Source organism: Variovorax sp. J2L1-78, from assembly GCF_030317205.1.
Taxonomy (GTDB): Bacteria; Pseudomonadota; Gammaproteobacteria; order Burkholderiales; family Burkholderiaceae_C; genus Variovorax; species Variovorax arabinosiphilus.
In genome coordinates, this window is sequence record NZ_JASZYB010000003.1 from 738,859 (window position 1) to 761,840 (window position 22,982).

Annotated in this window: 20 protein-coding genes; 9 read left to right on the plus strand and 11 right to left on the minus strand. The window is 67.6% G+C overall.

Annotated elements, in window-relative coordinates:
• Together QTH86_RS21965 and mpl are read right to left on the minus strand one after the other, a co-directional pair.
• Nucleotides 1–504 carry a cupin domain-containing protein gene (locus QTH86_RS21965; RefSeq protein ID WP_286648272.1) on the minus strand — a complete coding sequence of 168 codons (504 nt, stop codon included), beginning with the start codon at nt 502–504 and terminating at the stop codon, nt 1–3.
• Complete coding sequence (mpl, locus tag QTH86_RS21970; protein ID WP_286648273.1) at nt 501–1,913, minus strand: UDP-N-acetylmuramate:L-alanyl-gamma-D-glutamyl-meso-diaminopimelate ligase; 1,413 nt, start codon at nt 1,911–1,913, stop codon at nt 501–503. Before mpl ends, QTH86_RS21965 begins: the two co-directional genes overlap by 4 nt.
• Nucleotides 1,914–1,982: 69 nt before the next feature.
• Between mpl and QTH86_RS21975 the strand changes: the two genes are divergently transcribed.
• From QTH86_RS21975 to QTH86_RS22005, 7 genes are all read left to right on the plus strand, one after another.
• Nucleotides 1,983–2,576, plus strand: a complete 594-nt coding sequence (locus QTH86_RS21975) for a hypothetical protein (protein ID WP_286648274.1) — start codon at nt 1,983–1,985, stop codon at nt 2,574–2,576.
• Nucleotides 2,573–3,121: a TlpA family protein disulfide reductase gene (locus tag QTH86_RS21980; RefSeq protein ID WP_286648275.1), complete on the plus strand. Its 549-nt coding sequence runs from the start codon at nt 2,573–2,575 to the stop codon at nt 3,119–3,121. Before QTH86_RS21975 ends, QTH86_RS21980 begins: the two co-directional genes overlap by 4 nt.
• Nucleotides 3,122–3,225: 104 nt before the next feature.
• Entirely contained in the window at nt 3,226–3,675 is a 450-nt protein-coding gene (accB, locus tag QTH86_RS21985; protein WP_286648276.1) for an acetyl-CoA carboxylase biotin carboxyl carrier protein, read from the plus strand.
• A gap of 2 nt (nt 3,676–3,677) precedes the next feature.
• Nucleotides 3,678–5,027, plus strand: a complete 1,350-nt coding sequence (gene accC / locus QTH86_RS21990; RefSeq protein WP_286648277.1) for an acetyl-CoA carboxylase biotin carboxylase subunit — start codon at nt 3,678–3,680, stop codon at nt 5,025–5,027.
• A gap of 6 nt (nt 5,028–5,033) precedes the next feature.
• Nucleotides 5,034–5,918 (plus strand): 50S ribosomal protein L11 methyltransferase, encoded by an 885-nt coding sequence (gene prmA, locus QTH86_RS21995; RefSeq protein ID WP_286648278.1) that lies wholly within the window; start codon nt 5,034–5,036, stop codon nt 5,916–5,918.
• A 53-nt stretch (nt 5,919–5,971) separates the two neighbouring features.
• Nucleotides 5,972–7,342 carry a DUF3426 domain-containing protein gene (locus tag QTH86_RS22000; RefSeq protein WP_286648279.1) on the plus strand — a complete coding sequence of 457 codons (1,371 nt, stop codon included), beginning with the start codon at nt 5,972–5,974 and terminating at the stop codon, nt 7,340–7,342.
• A gap of 51 nt (nt 7,343–7,393) precedes the next feature.
• The gene (locus QTH86_RS22005) at nt 7,394–8,296 is read left to right on the plus strand and encodes a carbohydrate kinase family protein (RefSeq protein WP_286648280.1); all 903 of its coding nucleotides are present in this window, start codon (nt 7,394–7,396) and stop codon (nt 8,294–8,296) included.
• 87 nt (nt 8,297–8,383) lie between these two features.
• On the opposite strand, the gene QTH86_RS22010 is transcribed toward QTH86_RS22005, so the two are convergent.
• The 8 genes from QTH86_RS22010 to QTH86_RS22045 all read right to left on the minus strand — a co-directional run bounded on the left by QTH86_RS22010 (nt 8,384) and on the right by QTH86_RS22045 (nt 18,646).
• A complete protein-coding gene (locus QTH86_RS22010) occupies nt 8,384–8,866 on the minus strand; it encodes a histone H1-like DNA-binding protein (protein ID WP_286648415.1) in 483 nt (160 codons plus the stop codon).
• A 196-nt stretch (nt 8,867–9,062) separates the two neighbouring features.
• Complete coding sequence (locus tag QTH86_RS22015; RefSeq protein ID WP_286648281.1) at nt 9,063–10,292, minus strand: ribonucleotide-diphosphate reductase subunit beta; 1,230 nt, start codon at nt 10,290–10,292, stop codon at nt 9,063–9,065.
• Nucleotides 10,293–10,442: 150 nt separating this feature from the next.
• Nucleotides 10,443–13,382 carry a ribonucleoside-diphosphate reductase subunit alpha gene (locus tag QTH86_RS22020; protein WP_286648282.1) on the minus strand — a complete coding sequence of 980 codons (2,940 nt, stop codon included), beginning with the start codon at nt 13,380–13,382 and terminating at the stop codon, nt 10,443–10,445.
• 355 nt (nt 13,383–13,737) lie between these two features.
• Nucleotides 13,738–14,349, minus strand: coding sequence for a 1,6-anhydro-N-acetylmuramyl-L-alanine amidase AmpD (ampD, locus tag QTH86_RS22025; RefSeq protein WP_286648283.1), 612 nt, complete (start codon nt 14,347–14,349; stop codon nt 13,738–13,740).
• Nucleotides 14,342–15,895, minus strand: a complete 1,554-nt coding sequence (locus QTH86_RS22030) for a sigma-54-dependent transcriptional regulator (RefSeq protein ID WP_286648284.1) — start codon at nt 15,893–15,895, stop codon at nt 14,342–14,344. Before QTH86_RS22030 ends, ampD begins: the two co-directional genes overlap by 8 nt.
• 4 nt (nt 15,896–15,899) lie before the next feature.
• Entirely contained in the window at nt 15,900–17,588 is a 1,689-nt protein-coding gene (locus tag QTH86_RS22035) for a two-component system sensor histidine kinase NtrB (RefSeq protein WP_286648285.1), read from the minus strand.
• A gap of 6 nt (nt 17,589–17,594) precedes the next feature.
• The gene (locus tag QTH86_RS22040; protein ID WP_286648286.1) at nt 17,595–17,840 is read right to left on the minus strand and encodes a PP0621 family protein; all 246 of its coding nucleotides are present in this window, start codon (nt 17,838–17,840) and stop codon (nt 17,595–17,597) included.
• Nucleotides 17,837–18,646 carry a cytochrome C assembly family protein gene (locus QTH86_RS22045; protein ID WP_286648287.1) on the minus strand — a complete coding sequence of 270 codons (810 nt, stop codon included), beginning with the start codon at nt 18,644–18,646 and terminating at the stop codon, nt 17,837–17,839. The genes QTH86_RS22040 and QTH86_RS22045 overlap by 4 nt, the downstream gene beginning before the upstream one ends.
• A 110-nt stretch (nt 18,647–18,756) precedes the next feature.
• Between QTH86_RS22045 and ffh the strand changes: the two genes are divergently transcribed.
• Nucleotides 18,757–20,136, plus strand: coding sequence for a signal recognition particle protein (ffh, locus tag QTH86_RS22050; RefSeq protein WP_286648288.1), 1,380 nt, complete (start codon nt 18,757–18,759; stop codon nt 20,134–20,136).
• Between the two features lie 58 nt (nt 20,137–20,194).
• The gene (locus QTH86_RS22055) at nt 20,195–20,728 is read left to right on the plus strand and encodes a hypothetical protein (protein WP_286648289.1); all 534 of its coding nucleotides are present in this window, start codon (nt 20,195–20,197) and stop codon (nt 20,726–20,728) included.
• A gap of 60 nt (nt 20,729–20,788) precedes the next feature.
• On the opposite strand, the gene mdoH is transcribed toward QTH86_RS22055, so the two are convergent.
• Entirely contained in the window at nt 20,789–22,786 is a 1,998-nt protein-coding gene (gene mdoH, locus QTH86_RS22060; protein ID WP_286648290.1) for a glucans biosynthesis glucosyltransferase MdoH, read from the minus strand.
• Nucleotides 22,787–22,982 lie beyond the last annotated feature (196 nt).

Here is a 22,982-nt window from a genome sequence, read left to right on the forward strand (position 1 = left end):
TCAGATGAGCCGGGCGAGTTCGGGCCAGTGGTGCCGCAGGAGCGCGGCCTCGTCGCTGCCATCGGGCATCAGCGAGAAATCGGCGAAGTCGAAGCCCGGGCCGACCATGCAGGCGGCCAGCGCGTAGTCGCCGCTGGTGTGCGTGGCGATCGGCTCGGCCGCCTGCCACTGGCCGGCCGGCACCACATGCTGGGGGCGTGTGCCATGCGCATCGACCGGCCCGAGCCGCGTGTGCGCCGGCGCGGTGCGCCATGCCGCGTCGGCGGTCCACAGGGTCAGGGGCGCGCCTTCCAGATACACCCACACCTCGTCGGACACGACGCGGTGCCAGCGCGAATGCTGGCCGGTTTCGAGCAGGAAATAGATGCTCGTCATCGCGGAGCGCGCGGGTCGGCCATCGGCAGGCGTGACGTGCGCGACCGAGCGGAACACCTCCCGGTACCAGCCGCCTTCCGGATGCGGCTGCAATTCGAGGGTCTCGATGAGTTGCCGCACCCGCGTCATGTTCGGTCCCGGGCGCGCAGCGCGGCCAGCAGCTTGTCGTGCACGCCGCCGAAGCCGCCGTTGCTCATGCAGACGATGTGATCGCCCGCCCGCGCTGCGGTCGCGACCTGCACCACCAGCGGTTCGATGCCGTCGACCACGCGCGCCCGGTCGCCCATCGGCGCGAGGGCCGATGCCGCATCCCAGCCCAGACCGCCGCTGTGGCAGAACGACAGGTCCGCCGCCTCCAGGCTCCACGGCAGTTGCGCGGCCATGGTGCCCAGCTTCATGGTGTTGCTGCGCGGCTCGAAGACCGCCAGGATGCGGTCGCCACGCCGTCCCTCGCCGTCCAGCTTGCGGCGCAGGCCGTCGATCGTGGTGCGGATGGCGGTGGGATGGTGCGCGAAATCGTCGTAGACGGTGACCGCGCCGCCGTCGCGCTCGACCGTGCCGCGCAGCTCCATGCGCCGGCGCACGTTGCGGAAGTTGCCGAGCGCAGCGGCGGCCTCGGCTGGCGGCACACCCACGTGGTCGGCGGCGGCGATGGCGGCCAGCGCATTCATCTGGTTGTGCTCACCCGACAGGGCCCATTCGACGCGGCCGACCACGGCGCCTCGGCGTAGCACGTCGAAAGCGTCGTGCGCGCCGTGGGCCTGCCAGTCCGCGTGGGCGCCCTCGGCACCGAAGCCGCTCACTTCGCTCCAGCAGCCCTGCGCCAGCACGCGCTGCAGGCTTTCCTCTCTGGCGTTCACGATCACGCGGCCAGTGCGGGGTACGGTCCGCACCAGGTGATGGAACTGCCGCTCGATGGCTGCGAGGTCGTCGAAGATGTCCGCGTGATCGAACTCGAGGTTGTTCAGGATCGCGGTGCGCGGCCGGTAGTGGACGAACTTGCTGCGCTTGTCGAAGAAAGCGGTGTCGTACTCGTCGGCCTCGATGACGAAGGCGGGGCCCTGGCCGAGCCGCGCCGACGCGCCGAAATCGAGCGGCACGCCGCCCACCAGGAAACCGGGCGCCCGGCCCGCGCGTTCCAGGACCCATGCCAGCATCGAGGTGGTCGTCGTCTTGCCGTGCGTGCCCGCCACGGCCAGCACATGCCGGCCCTGCAGCACGTGCTCGGCCAGCCACTGCGGCCCGCTGGTGTAGGGCGCGCCGGCGTCGAGGATGGCTTCCATCAGGGGAAACTTCGGCGCGCCGTCGGGCAACCGGGCGCGCGAGACCACGTTGCCGACGACGAACATGTCGGGCGCCAGCGCCATCTGGTCCGTACCGAAGCCTTCGATGAGGTCGATGCCGAGCGCGCGCAGCTGGTCGCTCATGGGGGGGTAGACGCCGGCGTCGCAGCCCGTCACCCGGTGGCCGGCTTCGCGCGCCAGTGCGGCGACGCCGCCCATGAAGGTGCCGCAGATGCCGAGGATGTGAATGTGCATCAGGTCGATTCTAGGGATGCTCGTCGGAGGAACTTCCATGGAATGCTGCAGTGCGGGCAGAATGCCCGGATGGACACGTCGAAGCGCGAAATCGCTGCCACAGCCGCCCGCCTCGTGGTCGAGGAGGGGCTGGAGTACGGCCCGGCCAAGCGCCGCGCCCTGCGCGACCTGGGCCTGTCGGCGCGCACGGCGTTGCCGCACAACGACGAGGTCGAGGCCGAGGTGCGCGAGTACATCGCGCTGTTCTGTGCCGACACCCAACCCAGAGAGCTGCACGCACTGCGCCAGCTTGCGCTGGAATGGATGGAGCGCATGGCCGTCTTCCGCCCGCATGTAGGGGGCTCCGTGTGGCACGGCACCGCGACCCGGCTGTCGGACGTCTACATCCAGCTGTTCTGCGACGACTGCAAGTCGGCCGAGATCGCACTGATCGACCATCACGTCGACTACGAGCCGCGCATGGTGACCGGCTTCCACGGCGAACAGGTGGAGGCCTTGAGCGTCCACGCGATGAGCCGCGCGCTCGGCGAGGAAATCGGCGTGCATCTCCTGGTGTACGACCTCGACGACCTGCGCGGCGCGCTCAAGCCCGATTCGCAAGGGCGCACGCCCCGTGGTGATCTGCAGGCACTGCGCCGGCTGATGGAAAAGGACACGGCATGACGTCGCCCTCGACACGACGCACCTGGATGCTGGGTGGCGTGGCTGCCGCGGCGGCCGTGGCTGGGGGGGGAGCGGCCTGGTGGCGCCATGCGGCACCGACGCAGGCTGCGGGTGAGCAGTTGTCCGCCAGCTTCTGGGCGTCGCGCTTCGAGCAGCCGGATGGTTCCTCTCTTCAGATGGCGTCGCTCAAGGGCAAGCCGCTGCTGCTGAACTTCTGGGCCACCTGGTGCCCGCCCTGCATCGAGGAACTGCCGATGGTCGACCGCTTCTACCGCGATCAGCGGGCCAATGGCTGGCAAGTGGTAGGCTTGGCGATCGATCGGCCCGAGGCGGTGAAGAAGTTCCTGGCACGCACGCCCGTGACTTTTCCCATCGGCATCACCGGGCTCGACGGCACCGAACTGGTTCGAGAACTGGGAAATACCGGCGGTGGCCTGCCTTTTACGTTGGTTTTAGCAGCCAATGGCAGCGTGGCCGCCCGCAAGATGGGCCAGTTGCTGCCTGCCGACCTGGATGCTTGGCAGCGCGCAGAACTTCACAGTTAGAATCTCGCCGATACAACCCGGCACTTGGCGCATGAACGCCGAAATAAGCCGATTTTCAGGTGAGTTCAATCCGGAACGACCGGCACAGCCGGCAATGGAGTCCCATGGATCTGCGCAAGTTGAAGACACTGATCGATCTGGTGTCTGAATCGAATATTTCCGAACTGGAAATCACCGAAGCCGAAGGCAAGGTCCGCATCGTCAAGGCCGGTGAAGCGGCACCGGTGCAATACGTTCAGTCGGTGGCTGCGCCTGCGGCTGCGGTCGCTGCGCCCGCGGTCGCGGCGGTGCCGGAACCTGTCGCCGCACCGGTGGCGACCGGCCACACCGTGAAGTCGCCCATGGTCGGCACCTTCTACCGCTCCTCGAGCCCCGGCGCGCCGGCCTTCGTGGAAATCGGTGCCCAGGTGAAGGAGGGCGACACGCTCTGCATCATCGAGGCGATGAAGATCCTCAACGAGATCGAGGCCGACAAGTCCGGCACCGTCACCCAGATCCTCGGCGAGAACGGCCAGGCCGTCGAATACGGCCAACCGCTGTTCATCATCGCGTGACCATGTTCAAGAAGATTCTGGTTGCCAATCGCGGCGAGATCGCACTTCGAATCCAACGGGCCTGCAGCGAACTCGGCATCAAGGCCGTGATGGTCTATTCGGAAGCCGACCGTGACGCCAAGTACGTCAAACTGGCGCAGGAGGCGGTGTGCATCGGCCCGGCACCGTCGGCGCAGAGCTACCTCAACATGCCGGCGATCATCTCGGCGGCCGAAGTGACCGATGCGGAGGCGATCCACCCCGGCTACGGCTTCCTCAGCGAGAACGCGAACTTCGCCGAACGTGTCGAGCAGAGCGGGTTCCAGTTCATCGGCCCCACGCCCGAGTCGATCCGCATCATGGGCGACAAGGTGTCGGCCAAGCAGGCGATGATCAAGGCCGGGGTGCCCTGCGTGCCGGGCTCGGAAGGCGAACTGTCGGACGACGCCGCGACCAACAAGCGTATCGCGCGTGCCATCGGCTACCCGGTCATCATCAAGGCCGCGGGCGGCGGCGGTGGCCGCGGCATGCGCGTGGTGCACACCGAGGCGGCGCTGGTCAATGCGATCCAGATGACCAAGGCGGAAGCCGGGGCCGCCTTCAACAATGCGGCCGTGTACATGGAGAAGTTCCTCCAGAACCCGCGCCACATCGAGATCCAGATTCTCGCCGACAAGCACAAGAACGCGGTGTACCTGGGCGAACGCGACTGCTCCATGCAGCGGCGCCACCAGAAGGTCATCGAGGAATCGCCGGCGCCGGGCATCGCGCGCAAGCTGATCGAGAAGATCGGCGAGCGGTGTGTCGCGGCCTGCAAGAAGATCGGCTACCGCGGCGCGGGCACCTTCGAGTTCCTCTACGAGAACGGCGAGTTCTACTTCATCGAGATGAACACGCGGGTGCAGGTCGAGCACCCGGTGACGGAATTCACCACCGGCATCGACATCGTGAAGACGCAGATCATGGTGGCCGCGGGCGAGAAGCTCCCGTTCACGCAGCGCCAGATCGAGATGCGCGGCCATTCGATCGAATGCCGCATCAACGCCGAAGACGCCTACAAGTTCACGCCGTCGCCGGGCCGCATCACGATGTGGCACCCGCCGGGCGGGCCGGGCGTGCGCGTCGATTCGCACGTGTACACCAACTACTTCGTGCCGCCGAACTACGACTCGATGATCGGCAAGATCATCGTGCACGGCGACACGCGCGAGCAGGCGATGGCGCGCATGCGCACGGCGCTCAACGAGACCGTGATCGAAGGCATCCAGACCAACATCCCGCTGCACCGTGAGCTGATGGTCGACGCCAAGTTCATGGCCGGTGGCACCAACATCCACTACCTCGAAGAGTGGCTCGCGGCGCGAGCCCGGTGATGCGCCGTGTTTGAGCTTCGCCTGCTGGCGCCGGAAGAACGCGTCGAAGACCTGAGCGATGCGCTCGATGCCCTCGAGGCCCTGAGCGTGTCCGTCGAAGACGCCGACGCGCAGACCGACGCCGAGCAGGCGCTTTTCGGCGAGCCCGGCATGCCGCCGCCGAAAGACGGCTGGCAACGTTCGCGCGTGATCGCACTGTTCCCCGATGAAGGCGCTGCGCGCGAGGCGGCCACGCTGCTGTCGGCGCAGGACTTCTTCGCCGGCTGCGAGGTGGTCGGCGTGGCCGACGTGCCGGAGCAGGACTGGGTGCGGCTTACGCAGTCGCAGTTCGCGCCGGTCGAGATCACGCCCGAGTTCTGGATCGTGCCGACCTGGCACGAACCGCCGACCCAGGCGCGGCAGACCATCCGCCTCGACCCGGGCCTGGCCTTCGGCACCGGCACGCATCCCACCACGCGCATGTGCCTGCGATGGATCGCGACGCTGCAGCCCGCCGCGCCGGCGCGCGTGCTCGACTACGGCTGCGGCTCGGGCATCCTGGCGATCGGCGCGGCGAAGTTCGGCGCGGTGGCGATCGATGCGGTCGACATCGATCCGTCGGCGGTCGAGGCCACGCGCCTCAATGCCGACGCCAACGCGGTCACGCTGAACGCGGGCCTGCCCGATGCGGCGCAGGGCCGCTACGACGTGGTGCTGGCCAACATCCTGGCCACGCCGCTCAAGGTGCTCGCGCCGCTGCTGTGCGCGCACGTCGCGCCAGGCGGTTCGCTGGTGCTGGCCGGCATCCTCGAGCGCCAGGCCGACGAACTCAAGAACGCCTACGCACCGTACGCGGCGCTCGAGGTGAGCGATGCCGAGGACGGCTGGATCCTCATGACGGCGCGCCTGTAGCCGTCGCTGGCCCGCCGACCTGGGCGAGGGCCGATCCCTACAATCGACGCCTCATGAGTCTCGCCACCCGCTGCCCCGAATGCGGCACCACGTTCAAGGTGGTGCGGGACCAGCTTCGCATCTCCGACGGTTGGGTGCGCTGCGGGCGTTGCAGCCATGTGTTCGACGGCACCGAACATCTGCACGACACCGAGGCGGTGGCACCCGATGGGGGGCCTGCCGCGACCGTCGATGATGTGTCGCGTGGACCGGCCCTGCCGTCGCCGGAGGCTTCGGCACCGTCAGCGTTCGTGGGCGACGATGCCGAGCCCGCGTCGACCGCCTCAGACGCGGCGCCGGCGCCCGAGACGCCGCGCCCCGTGGCGACGCCGACCCTGGCCGACATCGATTTCTTCAACGACGCCTTGTCGCGCCTGCAGCGCGGCGCGCCGTCGTTCGACGACGACGCGCCGGCCCCGACATCGGTGCCGACGGTCATCACCGACCACATTCCGCAACCGCCGCGCACGCAGCCCGTGACGCTCGAGGCGCCCTCCCTCGGCTGGCCGTCGTTCACCGGTTACGCGCCGACCACCCCCGTGCCGGTCATCGCGTTTCCCGCCGATGACGCGCCGACGTCGTCGTCTGCCGCGCCCCAAGCCATCGACACCTGGTCGCGGCTGCCGTCCCTGCACCTGGGCGACGTGCCACGGCGCGCAGAGGCACCGGTGCCAGCGGCCGTGCCCGACACCGACGACGCGCAGTTTCAGAAGGCGTTGCGCCGTGCGCGCGTCAAGTCCGCCAAGATCGCCCGGTCGCGCGCCAAGGCCAGGGACAGCCAGCCGGCCGCCGTCGTGATGACGGCGAGCGAACCGGTGGAGCCACCGCCGGCGGCGTCCGAGTTGCCGGTCGCGGCCGCGAGGCGACGTGTGTCGCGCGCAGGCGATGTGCCGCACCGCCGCGGTTTCCGTCCGGGCTGGCCTTGGCGCATGCTGTCGGTCGTCGCGCTGCTGGGCCTGGTGGCGCAGATGCTCTACCAGGAACGCAGTGCCATCGTGGCCCGCCAGCCGTCGTGGCGGCCCGCCTTCGCCAGCGCCTGCGAAGTGCTGGGTTGCCAGCTGGCGGCGCTGCAGCGCATCGCGGACATCACCATCGACGGGGCCTCCTTCGTGCGTGAGAAGGGCGGCGAGGGCTATCAATTGAGCTTCACGTTGCGCAATCGCGCCGATCTGCCGCTGGCCATGCCGGCGGTCGAGCTGTCGCTGATCGACCTGCAGGAGCGCACCGTCGTGCGCCGCGTGCTCAGGCCTGCCGACTACGGCGCGCCGGCGGTGATCGCCGCACGCGGAGAGCGCACCGCGCTGCTGCCGATGGCGCTCGTGGGTGGCGACGCTGCCGCGTTGCCGCGCGTGGCCGGTTTCCATCTCGATGCCTTCTATCCCTAGTCGCGTTCCGGCGCGTCTTCATCCCTACCTTCCCCACCAACGGTCCCACCTATGGCAGCCCTGATTTGCGGTTCTCTCGCGTTCGACACCATCATGAATTTCGAAGGACGGTTTGCCGACCAGATCCTTCCGGACCAGGTGCACATCCTGAACGTGTCCTTCCTCGTGCCCGGCCTGCGCCGTGACTTCGGCGGGTGCGCCGGCAACATCGCGTACAGCCTGAACGCACTGGGCGGCACGGCGCTGCCGATGGCCGCCGTCGGCAGCGACGGTGCCGACTACGTCGCGCGTCTGCAGGGCCTGGGCATCGGCACCGAATTCATTCGCGAAATCGGCGACACCTACACGGCGCAGTGCTTCATCACCACCGACCTGGCCAACAACCAGATCACGGCCTTTCACCCGGGCGCGATGCAGCAGGCACACGCCACCCGGATCACGGCGCGGGACGACATCCAGCTGGGAATCATCTCGCCCGACGGGCGCGATGCGATGCTGCAGCATGCCGAGCAGTTCAAGGTCGCCGGTATCCCCTTCGTGTTCGACCCGGGCCAGGGCCTGCCGATGTTCAACGGCGACGAACTCGCGCGCTTCATCGAGCAGGCGGACTGGGTCACGGTCAACGACTATGAAGGCAAGATGCTCAGCGACCGCACGGGCTGGGACAACGCCGAGATCTCGCGCCGCGTGCGCGGACTGGTGGTCACGCTGGGTGCCGATGGTTGTGATGTCTGGGTCGATGGCCAGTGCACGCATGTGCCGGCCGTAGCGCCGGACGCGGTGGTCGACCCGACCGGTTGCGGCGATGCATGGCGCGGTGCGCTGCTCTTCGGGCTGGAGAAGGGCTGGTCGCTGGTGGATTGCGCGGCGTTGGGCAACCGCGTCGGCGCGATCAAGATCGCGCAGCGTGGACCGCAGAATTACCAGCTCGATCGGCAGCTGCTGGGCGTTTGAGCATCTTCTTGCCGTCCTGCCCGGCGGCATGAAAAAAGCCCGGCACCTTGCGGTACCGGGCTTTTGCCTTCAAGGCCGCTGAGAAACTCAGGGCTTGCTGGCCGTCGGAAACGGCCAAGCTGCCTGGGGATTCAGCGTCGTTTGCGCAGCAGGGGCAGGCGCTACGGCGGCAGCCTTGGCGGGCGCTTTCGCGGCCTTCTTGGCAGCGGGCTTCTTCGCAGCTTTCTTGGCAGCGGGCTTCTTGGCCGCCGCCTTTTTCGCGGGGGCCTTCTTCGCAGGCGCCTTCTTGGCAGCGGCCTTCTTGGCCGGCGCCTTCTTGGCTGCAGCCTTCTTCGCAGGCGCCTTCTTGGCGGCTACCTTCTTGGCAGCGACCTTCTTGGCCGGAGCCTTCTTCGCTGCGACCTTCTTGGCCGGCGCCTTCTTGGCGGCTACCTTCTTGGCAGCGACCTTCTTAGCCGGAGCCTTCTTCGCTGCGACCTTCTTGGCCGGTGCCTTCTTGGCAGCGACCTTCTTTGCCGGAGCCTTCTTTGCTGCGGCTTTCTTCGCCGGCGCTTTCTTTGCAGTTGCCATTTCTTTCTCCTTGGTCAAGTTGAAAAATCAACCTTTTGAAGCACTTCGCGCGCGCTGTTGCGCTTGAAGCGATCCATGGCGTTGGACATCACATCCCAGCACCATGAACACCTGAGCCCTCTGCACCGCCGCGCTCTGTGGCACGGTCGATGTCGAGGGCAATTCCTGAATCCATCGATTGTTATCGTTAAAAAGCTCAATCCCAGGAGAGCGCACCACCCGACTGGTATTCGATCACGCGGGTTTCGAAGAAATTGCGCTCTTTCTTCAGGTCAATCATTTCGCTCATCCAGGGGAAGGGGTTTTCTTCGTTCGGGAAGAGCGTCTCGAGGCCGATCTGCTGTGCGCGCCGGTTGGCGATGTACCGCAGGTAGCCCTTGAACATGGAGGCGTTCATGCCGAGCACACCGCGGGGCATGGTGTCTTCGGCGTATTGGTATTCGAGCTCGACGGCTTTCAGGAAGAGGGCCTTGATCTCCGCCTTGAACTCTGCCGTCCAAAGGTTGGGATTCTCGAGCTTGAGCTGGTTGATCAGGTCGATGCCGAAATTGCAGTGCATCGACTCGTCGCGCAGGATGTACTGGTACTGCTCGGCGGCGCCGGTCATCTTGTTCTGGCGGCCGAGCGCCAGGATCTGCGTGAAACCGACGTAGAAGAACAGGCCTTCCATCAGGCAGGCGAACACGATCAGCGACTTGAGCAGGGTCTGGTCGGTTTCGTGCGTCCCGGTCTTGAAGTTCGGGTCGCTGATCGCTTCGATGAAGGGGATCAGGAACTCGTCCTTGTTGCGGATGGAGGCGACCTCGTTGTACGCGTTGAAGATCTCGCTCTCGTCCAGGCCGAGCGATTCGACGATGTACTGGTAGGCGTGCGTGTGGATCGCTTCCTCGAAGGCCTGGCGCAGCAGGAACTGGCGGCACTCGGGCGCCGTGATGTGGCGGTAGGTGCCCAGCACGATGTTGTTGGCGGCCAGCGAATCGGCGGTCACGAAGAAGCCGAGGTTGCGCTTGACGATGCGGCGCTCGTCCTCGGTCAGGCCGTTTGGGTCTTTCCACAACGCGATGTCGCGCGTCATGTTCACTTCCTGCGGCATCCAGTGGTTGGCGCAGGTGGCGAGGTACTTTTCCCAGGCCCACTTGTACTTGAACGGCACCAGCTGGTTGACGTCGGTCTGGCCGTTGATGATGCGCTTGTCCGCAGCGTTCACGCGGCGCGCGACGGGTGCTGGAGCAGCTTGGCGGACCGGTGCCGATGCGCCGTCATCGAGCGTCGTGCGAGGCGCAGGCGTGGCGGTGGAGGCTGTTTGCGGCGTCGGGAATTCCATCGAGCGGGCGACAGGTGCGCCGCTTTGCGATGGTGAGTGCTGCAATCCTTGTGGCATGTCCTTTGGCAAGGATGGCTTGACTTCTTCGTCCCAGGTCAACATAGAAAAATCCAATGCTCAAATTATGTGAGCAACGATGCGAGTTGCAAAGTGCAGCCTCACATCGCGCCCGAATTATCTCTTGCTTATGTTGTTCGCATGCATCGCATTTTGTCGGGCGATGCCGCGAATCACATTCGCATCACGCTGACATCACTGGCACGCTTCGCACGTCGGGTCGTCGACACCGCAGAACGCGATGTCGGTGGCGGGCATCGCATTGAGCTGCGCTTGCGCTGCAGCAGCAGCGGCTTCGATCGCGCTCATCTTCGGCGCGTCGTTGCTGCCGCCCGAGGACACGGCGTTGAGTCGGCCCGATTGCACGGTCGACTTCTCGGCGTGCGTCGCGCTCTGCGTGCGCAGGTAGTAGGTGGTCTTCAGACCGCGCAGCCAGGCGAGCTTGTAGGTGTCGTCCAGCTTCTTGCCCGAGGCGCCCGCCATGTAGATGTTGAGTGACTGCGCCTGGTCGATCCACTTCTGGCGACGTGCGGCCGCTTCGACCAGCCAGGTCGTCTCGACCTCGAAGGCGGTGGCGTAGAGCGCCTTCACGTCCTGCGGCACGCGGTCGATCGGACGCAGCGAGCCATCGAAGTGCTTCAGGTCCATTACCATCACGTCGTCCCACAGGCCCAGGCGCTTCAGGTCGCGCACCAGGTAGTGGTTGATCACGGTGAACTCGCCCGACAGGTTCGACTTGACCGACAGGTTGCCGAAGCAGGGTTCGATGGACGCGTCGACGCCGATGATGTTCGAGATGGTCGCGGTCGGTGCGATCGCCACGCAGTTCGAATTGCGCATGCCGTCGGCCTTGATCTTCTGGCGCAGCGCGTCCCAGTCGAGCGTGGCCGAGCGGTCGACCTCGACGTAGCCGCCCCGCGCCTTCTCGAGCAGGTCCAGCGTGTCGATCGGCAGGATGCCTTTGTCCCACAGCGAGCCCTTGTAGCTCGAGTACTTGCCACGCTCCTTGGCGAGGTCGGTCGACGCCCAGTAGGCGTGGTAGCAGATGGCTTCCATCGACTCGTCGGCGAACTGCACCGCTTCCTGCGAGGCGTAGGGAATGCGCAGTTCGTACAGCGCGTCCTGGAAGCCCATGAGGCCCAGGCCGACCGGACGGTGGCGCAGGTTCGAATCACGCGCCTTCTTGACCGCGTAGTAGTTGATGTCGATCACGTTGTCGAGCATGCGCATCGCGGTCGAGATCGTCTTCTTGAGCTTGTCCTGGTCGAGCACCTTGGCGCCGGCCACGTCTTTCAAGTGGTTGATCAGGTTGACCGAACCGAGATTGCACACCGCGGTTTCGGTGTCGCTGGTGTTCAGCGTGATCTCGGTGCACAGGTTCGACGAGTGCACGACGCCGGCGTGTTGCTGCGGCGAGCGCACGTTGCAGGCGTCCTTGAACGTGATCCACGGGTGGCCGGTCTCGAACAGCATCGTGAGCATCTTGCGCCACAGGTCGGCCGCAGGCAGCGTGCGCGAAGGCTTGATCTCGCCGCGCGAAGCCTTCTCTTCGTAGGCGACGTAGGCCTTTTCGAAGTCGGCACCGAAGAGGTCGTGCAGATCGGGCACGTTCGACGGCGAGAACAGCGTCCAGTTGCCCTTTTCCATCACGCGACGCATGAAGAGGTCGGGGATCCAGTTGGCGGTGTTCATGTCGTGCGTGCGGCGGCGGTCGTCGCCGGTGTTCTTGCGCAGTTCCAGGAACTCCTCGATGTCGAGGTGCCAGGTTTCCAGGTACGTGCAGACGGCGCCCTTGCGCTTGCCGCCCTGGTTCACGGCCACGGCCGTGTCGTTCACGACCTTCAGGAACGGCACGACGCCTTGCGATTCGCCATTGGTGCCCTTGATGTGGCTGCCCAGGGCGCGCACGCGGGTCCAGTCGTTGCCCAGGCCGCCGGCGAACTTCGACAGCAGCGCGTTTTCCTTGATCGACTCGTAGATACCGTCCAGGTCGTCGGGCACGGTCGTGAGGTAGCAGCTCGACAGCTGCGAGCGCAGTGTGCCGGCGTTGAACAGCGTGGGCGTGCTCGACATGAAGTCGAAGGACGACAGCACTTCGTAGAACTCGATGGCGCGCGCTTCGCGGTCGATCTCGCCCAGCGACAGGCCCATGGCCACGCGCATGAAAAAGGCCTGCGGCAACTCGATGCGCGTCTTGCGCACGTGCAGGAAGTAGCGGTCGTACAGGGTCTGCAGGCCGAGGTAGTCGAACTGGTTGTCACGTTCGGCCTTCAGGGCTGCGCCCAGGCGCGGCAGGTCGAACTGCAGCAGCTTCTCGTCGAGCAGGTCGTTGTCGACGCCCTTCTTGATGAATTGCGGGAAGTAGTCGGTGTAGGCCTGGGCACGTTCGGCGGGCATCACTTCGCGGCCGATGATCTCCTTGAAGATCGTGTGCAGGAGCAGGCGCGCGGTAGCGAAGGTGTAGTCCGGATCCTTTTCGATCAGCGTGCGGGCCGCCAGGATCGACGCCTTGTAGACCTCGTCGAGCGGCACGCCGTCGTACAGGTTGCGCATCGTCTCGGCCTGGATCGGGGCGGCCGTGATGCTGTCGCCGAGGCCTTCGCAGGCCGATTCGATCAGGCCCTTGAGTTCGTTCAGGTCGAGGGCGACGCGCTCGCCGCGGTCCAGCACGTGCAGCGTCGGTGCCGCGGGCGTTTCCTGCGCGACCTGCTTGGACCGCTCCTGCGTGCGGCGTTCGCGGTACAGCACATAGGCGCGGGCGATCTCGTGGTGCCCGCCGCGCATCAGGCCGAGCTCGACCTGGTCCTGCACGTCTTCGATGTGGAAGGTGCCGCCACCCGGACGCGAACGCACCATGGCACGCACCACGGCCTGCGTCAGCGTGTCGACCGTTTCGCGCACGCTGGCCGATGCCGCGCCCTGCGTGCCGTGCACCGCGAGAAAGGCCTTCATCATCGCGATGGCGATCTTGTTGGGCTCGAAGGGCACCACGGCGCCGTTGCGGCGGATGATCTGGTAGTGCGCGAGGGCGCTGCCGGCAGGCGAGCCGGCGCTGTCGCGGGCCGCCGCGCCGGCGGTGGGCGAGGGGGTCGTTGCGCGAGAGGTGGTGGACGGGGTGTTCAGAGCTGTTTGCATTCGGTCCTCGGTTGGCAAATTCTTGTTGGGGGCGCGTGGCGGAAGCGGCGTCCGGCGCGGTCGACCGGGGGATGCCGGTCGGGCAGCACACTATATCTAGTGTGTAGGGGGGTCACAATCACTAGATGTAGTGTTTTTCACGAAGATCAATGTCCGTGAAAAAAGTCACACAAGGCGCAGAGGCCGGCGCATGCCGCATGGTGACTGCATCAGTCTGAACGAAGCCAGCAGCCATGCACTTTTCCGGCGGATTTGGGCTTGAAAGCCGCATGGTTGCTGGACGGCGGCCGATGACTTGGCGCCGCGCACTGGTCGATCGGCCGGGCATCGGGTGCCGAGCCTCGATTGAAAATTTTTAGCGGTTCGCTGTCTGTGGCAAGACCGGCGGCGGAAACATCGCGCTCGGCCACCCGGTGTCGGCCTGCAGGCGCGCCCACTCGAAGCCCGCACCGGGGTCGTGCTTGCGCCCCGGCGCGATGTGTTCGTGGCCGGCGACGAAGCCGATGGGGTAGCGCTGCGCGATCGCCGGGCAGAGCGCGGCGAGGGTGGCGTACTGCGCCGCCTCGAAGGTCTGGCCTTCCAGGCCTTCGAGCTCGATGCCGACGGAGTCGTCGTTGCAGTTGCCGCGGCCGCGCCAGGCCGAGGCGCCGGCGTGCCAGGCGCGCGCGTCGCAGCTCACGAACTGCCAGAGCGCGCCGTCGCGCCGCACATAGAAGTGCGACGAGACTTCGGCGCCGCGGATCTGCTGGAAGTACGGATGCGCATCCCAGTCGAGCCGGTTGGTGAAGAGCCGCTGCACTTCGTCGCCGCCATACCGGCCGGGCGGCAGGCTGATGGAATGCAGCACGATCAGGTCGATGTGCGCGCCCGGCGGCCGCGGGCCGAAATTCGGCGAGGGCAGACGGTTTGCGCTGCGCAGCCAGCCGTCCTGCCAGAGGTCTGAAGTGGCTGGGCCAGCGTCACTCATCGCCGCCGGCGTCGTCGTTGCCGTTGGGCGTGCCGATACCCAGCCGCGCAATGCGGTAGCGGATCTGCCGCAGGCTCAGGCCGAGCCGCGCGGCCGCGGCGGTGCGGTTGAAGCCGCTCTCGCGCAGGGCACGCACGAGGATCTCGCGCTCCTGCTGGTCGAGGTAGGTCTGCAGGTCGGCGGGCACGGCCGGTGGCGCGTCCACGTGCGCGGGTATCGGCGCAACCGCCAAGGCCGCGGCCGGTGGCGGCGGTGGTGCCGGGGGCGGTGCAGCGATCGATAGCGGCGCGAGGTCGGACACGCGCTCGAGCGGTGCGATGTTGCTCGGCTCGAAGTCCAGGTGCAGTTCGTCGCCGTCGTTGAGGGCCACCGCGCGGTGCAGCAGGTTCTCGAGTTCGCGCACGTTGCCCTGCAGCGGGTGGGCGGCCAGGCTGTCGATCACCGCCGGCGACAGCACCGGCACGTCCATGCCCGCGTCGTGCGCGATGCGCGCGAGCAGCGCGGCGCACAGCGCGGGCAGGTCCTCGCGCCGGTCGCGCAGGGCCGGCACGGCGATCTCGATCACGTTGAGCCGGTAGAACAGATCCTGCCGGAAGCGGCCCGTCTGCACCTCGGCCTGCAGGTCCTTGTGGGTGGCGCTGACGATGCGCACGTCGACGGCGTCTTCCTGCGTCGAGCCGATCGGCCGCACGCTGCGCTCCTGGATGGCGCGCAGCAGCTTGGACTGCATCGCCAGTGGCAGGTCGCCGATCTCGTCGAGGAACAGCGTGCCGCCCCGGGCTGCCTGGAAGTAGCCGTCGCGGTCGGCCGCGGAGCCGGTGTACGAGCCCTTGCGCGCGCCGAAGAATTCCGCTTCGAGCAGGTTCTCGGGAATGGCGCCGCAGTTGACGGCGACGAAGGGGCCGTCGCTGCGCTGGCTGCAGGCATGCACGGCGCGTGCGACCAGTTCCTTGCCGGTGCCCGATTCGCCGCGCACCAGCACCGGCGCCATGCCGCGCGCCACCTTGGCGATGCGCGACTTGACCAGGCGCATCGGCTCGGAGTCGCCGACCAGCCGGGCCAGTGCGGCATTGCCGTTCCCGCCGACGGTCGATTCGATGCTGCGTGCGGGGTCGACGGTGCCGGTGGACGGCGCACTGGGGCGTGCCGACGCGAGCTGTGCCTGCACCGCCGACGCCACGACACCGCGGAACTGCTTCAGGTCGACCGGCTTGGTGAGGTAGTCGAAGGCGCCGGCCTTCAGCGCCTCGACCGCGTTCTCGGCAGAACCGTAGGCCGTCATCACGATGCATCGCTCGCTGCGCTGCTCGCGGTGGATGCGCTGGAGAATTTCCATGCCCAGCCCGTCCGGCAGGCGCATGTCGGTGATGACCACGTCGAAGCGCTCGGCCTGCAGGTGCTTTTCCGCCTCGGCCACGTTGCCGGCGGCTTCGACGCGGTAGCCCTCGCGCAGCAACGTCAGTTCGTACAGGGTGCGCAGGTCGGGCTCGTCGTCGACGACCAGGATCTGTGCAATGCGCGGCGCGGACGGGTTCGGAGTGCTCACGGCGTTATTGTGTCAGCCGCCCTTCGGCGGCCGCGAAGTGGACGAAGAAGGCGTTGCCTTCCGGACTGCCGCGCGCGACGAGGCAGCGCTCGTAGCCCATGGTGGCACCGTGCCGTTCGCAGAGTTCGCGGCACAGGAACAGGCCGAGGCCGCTCGACCGGCTCTCCGACGAGAAGAAGGGTTCGAACAGGTGCCGCTGCACCGCGGGGTCGAGCGGTGCGCCGTCGCTCCACACCTGCAGGCTGGCGCGCCCGGCCGTGCCGTTGCGCGTGTGGACCTGGATGGCGCCGTCGCTTGCGCTGGCGTAGCGCGCCGCGTTGTCCAGCAGGTTCACCAGGATGCGGCGCAGGTGCTCGACGTCGAATCGCACGTCGACCGCGCCGGCCTCGAGCACCACCTGCACGCCGCGGTGCGTCTGCTGCACCCACTCGTCGACCAGCGTGCGCACCGTCGGATCGAGCGACAGCTGCTCGTCCAGCGGCAGCACGCGCTGCTGGCGCGCGCGCGCCACGTCGAGCACGTCGTCGACGATGCGTGCCAGCCGCTGCGCGTTCTGCTCGACCATCGCGGTGAGCTGGCGATGCGCCGGGTCGGTCAGGTCTTCGCTGAGCAGCGCGCTGGCCTGCGTGATCGCGGCCAGCGGGTTGCGGATCTCGTGTGCCACCGCCGCGGACATGCGGCCCATCGCCGCCAGCTTCTCGGTGCGGATGCGGGCCTCGAGCTCGCGCAGATCCTGCAGGAACATCACGCACAGGCTGTCGTTGCGCCGGTCGCTCGACGGCGTGAGCCGGGTGCGCACCCGCACCTCGCGTGCCGGCCCCTGGGCCTGCGCCAGGGGCAGTTCGCGCGATTGCGCGGCTCGCCGCGAGAAGGTTCGCCCGGCCAGCGCGGCCAGTGGGCGCCAGGCCGGCTGCGACGCCAGCACGAAGGGCGGCGTCATCGACGCCAGGCCATGCCCGAGGATCACGTCGGCCGCCGGGTTGGCGGCATGCACCCGGCCGTCGGCGTCGATCACCAGTACGCCTTCGCTCAGCGTCTCGATCACCAGATCGTTCACCTGCGCATGCATCTGCGCCGCGCTGCGTCCGCGCTGCGCCAGCGCCTCTTCACGCGCCAGGCGCCGTGCGAGTTCGTGCGCCAGCAGCGCCACGACGAACAGGCCGGTGCCGGTGAGCGCCGCCTGCACGAAGCGCGCGCTGGCGTCGCCCGACGAATCGATCCAGCGCCAGCCCGCATCGGCCAGCAGGAGCAGCGTGACGGCCGCGCTGGTGCCCAGGCCCACGGTGACCGTGCCGAGCACCGCGCCCATCAGCACCGGCAGCGCGAACAGCGGCGTGTAGTTGATGCTGCCGACCTGCAGCACCTGCAGGGCGGTGAAGGTCGCCAGGTCGATGCCGATCGTCACCGCCCAGGCCGTGCCGAAGTTGCGGATCGGCGGACGGAAGGGCGCGAAGCGCGCACCCAGGAGTGCCGCGATCAGGTAGCCCGACGAGAGGCCGACCGCGATCCAGTGCACCGACTGGCCGATGGCATAGGTCACGAACTGCAGCAGCAGCAGCACGGCGGCCACGAAGCAGCGCGCCGTCATGAAACCGCGCCACAGACGCTGCAGCGCGGTGTCGCGTTCGGTGCGGGTATCGAGCGCGGCCCAGTCGGTCAGGGGGTCGCCGCGTGACCAGAGCAGGGAGGCCACAGCTTCTCAGCCTTCGGCCACGCGCCGATGTGCCGCGCTGCAGTACAGCGCACCGCCCGGTCCTGGCAGGGCGTCGGTCGCCGGCAGATGCAGGCCGCAGTGGGCGCAGCGCACCATCGCCTGCGGCGCCCCGACCGCGGGCGGCGCTGAACGCTTCGGCGCTGCGGCGCGTTCGCGTATCTCGTCTTGTCTGTTCTTGCGCCAGAGCCAGATACCGACCGCCACCACGAAGAGGACCAGCAGGTACTTCATGCGGCGCCTCGTGCCAGCAGCACTTCGAGCACGAAGCGCGAGCCGACGTAAGCCAGCAGCAGGAGCGCGGCGCCCGCGTACAGCACGCGCCGTGCGGTGCGGCCGCGCCAGCCGAAGCGGGCGCGGCCGATCAGGAGCACCGCGAAGGTCAGCCAGGCCAGCACCGAGAACAGCGTCTTGTGGTCCCACTTCCAGACCTGTCCGGCGGCGCCGTAAAGCGTCTCGCTGAAGAGCAGGCCGGCCAGCAACGTGGCCGACAGCAGCACGAAGCCGGCGCTCACGAAGCGGAAGGTCAGGCGCTCCAGGGTGAGCAGCGGCACGCTGGCTTCCGGCTCGGTCGCCAGGCGGATCTGCTTCTCGGCGCGGGTCGTGAGCCAGGCATGCACCACCGCCGCGCCGAACAGGCCGTACGACGCGATGCCCAGCGCCAGGTGCAGCGGCAGCCAGGGCGAGGCCGACACATGCAGCGGCGTGCCCGGGAACAGCACGGCCAGCAGCACGGCCAGCGCGCCCAGCCCGGCCAGGGTGCGGCGCACGGTGAGCTGCGGGAACATGCGGCTTTCAACGGCATACACCGTGAGCACGAGCCACGCCATGACCGACAGCGCCGGCGCGAAGCCAAAGCGCGGCATGGCGCTGATCAGCCCGACGCCCAGCGCCAGTGCATGAAGCAGCCAGGCCAGGCCCAGTGCGGATTGGGTGGCTTGTCGGTTCAATCGGGGGGCCGCGGCGGCCGTCAAGGCATAGGCACCGGCAGTGGCGATGCCCAGTGCCACGCCGAGTGGGGAGGGGCTCGCTAAAATCATGCGGCGATGATAAGGGCTGGCCCGCAGCGCTCGTCGCACGTCGCAACGCCGCCCCGGCGTTTCGCCCCCAATTCATAGCGCCCGCGCCTGCGGGCCACAAGGCACCTTCCATGGCCACCGCGCTCACCGAAAAATTCTCCCGGCTCGTCAAGACGATGAGCGGGCAGGCCCGCATCACCGAAGCCAACGTGCAGGACATGCTGCGCGAGGTGCGCATGGCGCTGCTCGAGGCCGACGTGGCCCTGCCCGTGGTGCGCGATTTCGTCGCGCGCGTGAAAGAGAAGGCGCTCGGCCAGGAAGTGCTCGGCTCGCTCAAGCCCGGCCAGGCGCTGGTCGGCATCGTCAACCGCGAACTCGCCGCCACCATGGGCGAGGGCATTTCCGACATCAACCTGGCAGCGCAGCCGCCGGCCGTCATCCTCATGGCCGGCCTGCAGGGCGCCGGCAAGACCACGACCACCGCCAAGCTGGCCAAGCACCTGATCGAGAAACGCAAGAAGAAGGTGCTGACCGTGTCGGGCGACGTCTACCGGCCCGCCGCCATCGAACAGTTGAAGACGGTGACCAAGCAGGCCGGCGCCGAGTGGTTCCCGAGCTCGGCCGACCAGAAGCCGATCGACATCGCGCGCGCCGCCATCGACCATGCGCGCCGGCACTTCTTCGACGTGCTGCTGGTCGACACCGCCGGCCGCCTGGCCATCGACGAAGTGCTGATGGACGAGATCAAGGCGCTGCACGCCGAGCTCAACCCGGTCGAGACGCTGTTCGTGGTCGACGCCATGCAGGGCCAGGACGCGGTGAACACCGCCAAGGCCTTCAAGGACGCACTGCCGCTCACCGGCATCATCCTGACCAAGACCGATGGCGACTCGCGCGGTGGCGCGGCACTGTCGGTGCGGCAGATCACCGGCGTGCCGATCAAGTTCGCCGGCACCAGCGAGAAGATCGACGGGCTCGAAGTGTTCGATGCCGAACGCCACGCCGGCCGCATCCTGGGCATGGGCGACATCGTTGCGCTGGTCGAGCAGGTCACGGCCGGCGTCGACGTCGCCGCGGCCCAGAAGCTTGCCGCCAAGGTCAAGAGCGGCGCCGGCTTCGACCTCAACGACTTCCTCGGCCAGCTGCAGCAGATGAAGCAGATGGGCGGCCTCTCCAGCCTGATGGACAAGCTGCCGCAGCAGATGGCCGCCAAGGCGACCGAGGCCGACATGACCCGCGCCGAACGCGACATCCGCCGCAAGGAAGGGATCATCCAGAGCATGACCCCGCTGGAGCGACGCAAGCCCGAACTGCTCAAGGCCACCCGCAAGCGCCGCATCGCCGCCGGTGCCGGCGTGCAGGTTCAGGAGGTCAACCGCATGCTCAACGAGTTCGAGCAGATGCAGACCATGATGAAGAAGATGAAGGGCGGCGGCCTGATGAAGATGATGAAGAAGATGGGCGGCATGAAGGGGATGCCGGGCATGGGCGGGCCGAAGCTGCCGTTCTGAAACAGTTGCGCCGTGGTAGCCCGCCCGATGCCGTAGCGCGCCATCCATACGGGTTGCAATGTCCAAGGATCTTCGCATCCGAGAAGTCGAACGGATCATCGAGGATCTGACCGCGCGCCATCCGCAGCGTGCGGCCATCCCTGGCTCCCTGCTCGTTCAGCTTCGCACCGTGGCACCGCAGAACTACCTGGATGTTCTCCGGCGGCTCGGGCCGTGCGAAATAGCGGGGGACTTCCAGTTCCTGGGCCTCGCCGATCTGCCGGGAGAGAACGCCCTTCGGGAGGTCCCACGCATTGCGCTGGGTGTCGATTGGTGGCTCTTCGCCGTCTCGGGTACCGGTGACGCATGGCTGACGCGCCAGGCCGATGGCGGGCGCTCGGACATCGCGTTTCTCGATCATGACGAAGGGCCGGAAGCCACCGCGAAGCCGATGCACCTTGGCTTCCACCAGTGGCTCCAACTGGCGGATCTCATGGCGCAGGTCGAAGACGACGCAGACGTGCCGGCCGAGTCGCGCAGCGCCGAGATCACGGGCCTGCTCGAGGCGCTCAGTGGCGGACTCGCGACCCGGTTCCCGTACGCCGTCAGCTGACGAGCACCATGAAAAAAGCCGGCACGATGGCCGGCTTGGTTCGAGAGGCGTGTAAGACGCTCAGGCCGTCGCGAGCGCCGGGCGCGCCAGCTTCAGCGCATGCATCCAGGCGCGGCGCAGGACGGCCGGCGAACGCGATTCCTCGGGGATCAGCAGCCAGCCGCGGTCGCGCAGCGTGGTGCCCAGCGCGATCTGGCTGGTCAGCACGGTCAGCGGGATCGCCAGCAGCAGCGGCAGGCCCACGGGCATCAGCCAGATCAGCGCGCTCGGGTCGATCAGCGCGATACCGACGGCCAGCACGGCGATGATCGCGGTCATCGGTGCCAGCTGCGAGAAGGCGATGCGCCACGGCACGGCGGCGGCTTCACGGGGAGGCGACTTCCAGTTCAGCTTGACGCCGGTGAGGGCGACGACGACGAACAGCGAGTGCGCCAGCATGCGGACCGGGGCTTGCACGATGGCCAGGGCGCTTTCCAGCACCGAGCTCTTGAGCAGGCCACCCAGGCCGCCGAACTGGCGTTGCTCGCCGCGCATCAGCACGGCGGCGATGCCCAGCACGCGCGGCAGGAACAGCAGGCTCAGCGTCCAGGCCCACAGGGCGGCCAGTTCGCCGGGCAGCACATGCCAGCTCGAAATCAGGCTCGAACCCGACAGCCACAGGGCGGTGCCCAGCGTCAGGAAGGCCAGCCACAGCGGGGCCGAAACGTAGGCCATGGTGCCGGTCACGAACATCGCACGGTGCACCGGGTGGATGCCGGGCTCGGCCATCAGGCGGGCGTTCTGCAGGTTGCCCTGGCACCAGCGGCGGTCGCGCTGCAGTTCGGACAGCAGGTCCGGCGGTTGTTGCTCGTAGCTGCCGACCAGGTCGGACACCAGCCACACGTGGTAGCCGGCGCGGCGCATCAGGGCCGCTTCGACGAAGTCGTGCGACATGATGCCGCCCGACATGCCACCGGTGCCGGCGATCGGTGCCAGCGCGCAGTGGTCCATGAAGGGCTTGACGCGGATGATGGCGTTGTGGCCCCAGTAGTGCGATTCGCCCAGTTGCCAGAACTGCATGCCCAGCGTGAACAGGCGGCCCGTCACGCGGGAAGCGAATTGTTGGGCACGGGCGTGCAGCGTGACGTGGCCGATGGCCTGCGTCGCGGTCTGGATCACGCCGGCCGTCGGGTTGGCTTCCATCAGCTTGACCATCGCGGTCAGGCAGTCGCCGCTCATCACCGAGTCGGCGTCGAGCACGACCATGTACTTGTAGTCGTTGCCCCAGCGGCGGCAGAAGTCGGCCACGTTGCCGGCCTTGCGGTGCGTGCGGCGGGTGCGCAGGCGGTAGTAGACCTCGACCTGCGGCTGGTTCGGGCTCTCGGCCAGGGCGGCGCGCAGGTCTTCCCAGGCGGCGCGTTCGGCCTTGGCGGTCTCGGCGTCATAGCTGTCCGACAGCACGAACACGTCGAACTGCTTCGAATGGCCGGTGGCGGCGACCGATTCGCAGGTGGCACGCAGGCCGGCGAACACCGTGGCCACGTCCTCGTTGCAGATCGGCATGATGATCGCGGTGCGTGCTTCCGGGTTCATCGGGTGGTCGGCCACCTGCTTGACGGACAGCGCGTGCTTGTCACCGCGCACGGAGACGTAGAAGCCCATCAGCGCGGTCACGAAGCCGGTGACGACCCAGCCGGACAGCAGGCCGTACAGGCCGATCTGGCCGTATTCGAGCCAGACGTTGTCGTAGTCGGGTTGCACGCCGGCGAACAGGATCGAGGCGATCACGGTGCTGAACAAGGCCAGCAGCATGAAGGCCAGGCGACGCTGCTTGGCGGCGCGTTGCCACGGTTGTTCCGGACCGAGTTCGACGGCTTGCTCGTGGGCGGTCTTGCCACCGGCGCCGAGCTTCACCAGCATGGCGGTGCCGATGCTGTTCCAGAAACCGCGCCAGGGGCGGGGCGCCATCGAGCCGCGGTTGATCGGCGGTGCGGTCAGGGCGTTCGGGTGGCGGTCCTCGCGAAACGCGCTGCGTGGCTGGCTGAGAGGGCCGAGGTCGGCGGGGGTCAAAACCTTCATCTGGGAGAAATCGTTTGGTTTCATGTGCGGCTCACCAACGTTGCTTTTGAAGGGAAGAGGGGGTGTCGCCAATCGCTGGAAAGCGCTTGAAGACGCAGTCGGGGGCTGCGCCGCCCAATCCGTCGGATCCAGCCGCCAGGGGGCTGGCGGCACGGGGACGCGAGAGGAGAACCTGCGTGGAACGCAAGCCATCACG

Excerpts from the sequence above, each read along its gene's own strand:
- accB (WP_286648276.1), top strand. The coding sequence starts at position 3,226 with ATGGATCTGCGCAAGTTGAAGACACTGATCGATCTGGTGTCTGAATCG.
- mpl (WP_286648273.1), bottom strand. The coding sequence starts at position 1,913 with ATGCACATTCACATCCTCGGCATCTGCGGCACCTTCATGGGCGGCGTC.
- QTH86_RS22000 (WP_286648279.1), top strand. The coding sequence starts at position 5,972 with ATGAGTCTCGCCACCCGCTGCCCCGAATGCGGCACCACGTTCAAGGTG.
- QTH86_RS22015 (WP_286648281.1), bottom strand. The coding sequence starts at position 10,292 with ATGTTGACCTGGGACGAAGAAGTCAAGCCATCCTTGCCAAAGGACATG.
- QTH86_RS22020 (WP_286648282.1), bottom strand. The coding sequence starts at position 13,382 with ATGCAAACAGCTCTGAACACCCCGTCCACCACCTCTCGCGCAACGACC.
- QTH86_RS22055 (WP_286648289.1), top strand. The coding sequence starts at position 20,195 with ATGTCCAAGGATCTTCGCATCCGAGAAGTCGAACGGATCATCGAGGAT.
- ffh (WP_286648288.1), top strand. The coding sequence starts at position 18,757 with ATGGCCACCGCGCTCACCGAAAAATTCTCCCGGCTCGTCAAGACGATG.
- QTH86_RS22010 (WP_286648415.1), bottom strand. The coding sequence starts at position 8,866 with ATGGCAACTGCAAAGAAAGCGCCGGCGAAGAAAGCCGCAGCAAAGAAG.
- QTH86_RS22040 (WP_286648286.1), bottom strand. The coding sequence starts at position 17,840 with ATGAAGTACCTGCTGGTCCTCTTCGTGGTGGCGGTCGGTATCTGGCTC.
- mdoH (WP_286648290.1), bottom strand. The coding sequence starts at position 22,786 with ATGAAGGTTTTGACCCCCGCCGACCTCGGCCCTCTCAGCCAGCCACGC.
- accC (WP_286648277.1), top strand. The coding sequence starts at position 3,678 with ATGTTCAAGAAGATTCTGGTTGCCAATCGCGGCGAGATCGCACTTCGA.
- QTH86_RS21980 (WP_286648275.1), top strand. The coding sequence starts at position 2,573 with ATGACGTCGCCCTCGACACGACGCACCTGGATGCTGGGTGGCGTGGCT.
- QTH86_RS22045 (WP_286648287.1), bottom strand. The coding sequence starts at position 18,646 with ATGATTTTAGCGAGCCCCTCCCCACTCGGCGTGGCACTGGGCATCGCC.
- ampD (WP_286648283.1), bottom strand. The coding sequence starts at position 14,349 with ATGAGTGACGCTGGCCCAGCCACTTCAGACCTCTGGCAGGACGGCTGG.
- QTH86_RS22005 (WP_286648280.1), top strand. The coding sequence starts at position 7,394 with ATGGCAGCCCTGATTTGCGGTTCTCTCGCGTTCGACACCATCATGAAT.
- QTH86_RS21975 (WP_286648274.1), top strand. The coding sequence starts at position 1,983 with ATGGACACGTCGAAGCGCGAAATCGCTGCCACAGCCGCCCGCCTCGTG.
- QTH86_RS21965 (WP_286648272.1), bottom strand. The coding sequence starts at position 504 with ATGACGCGGGTGCGGCAACTCATCGAGACCCTCGAATTGCAGCCGCAT.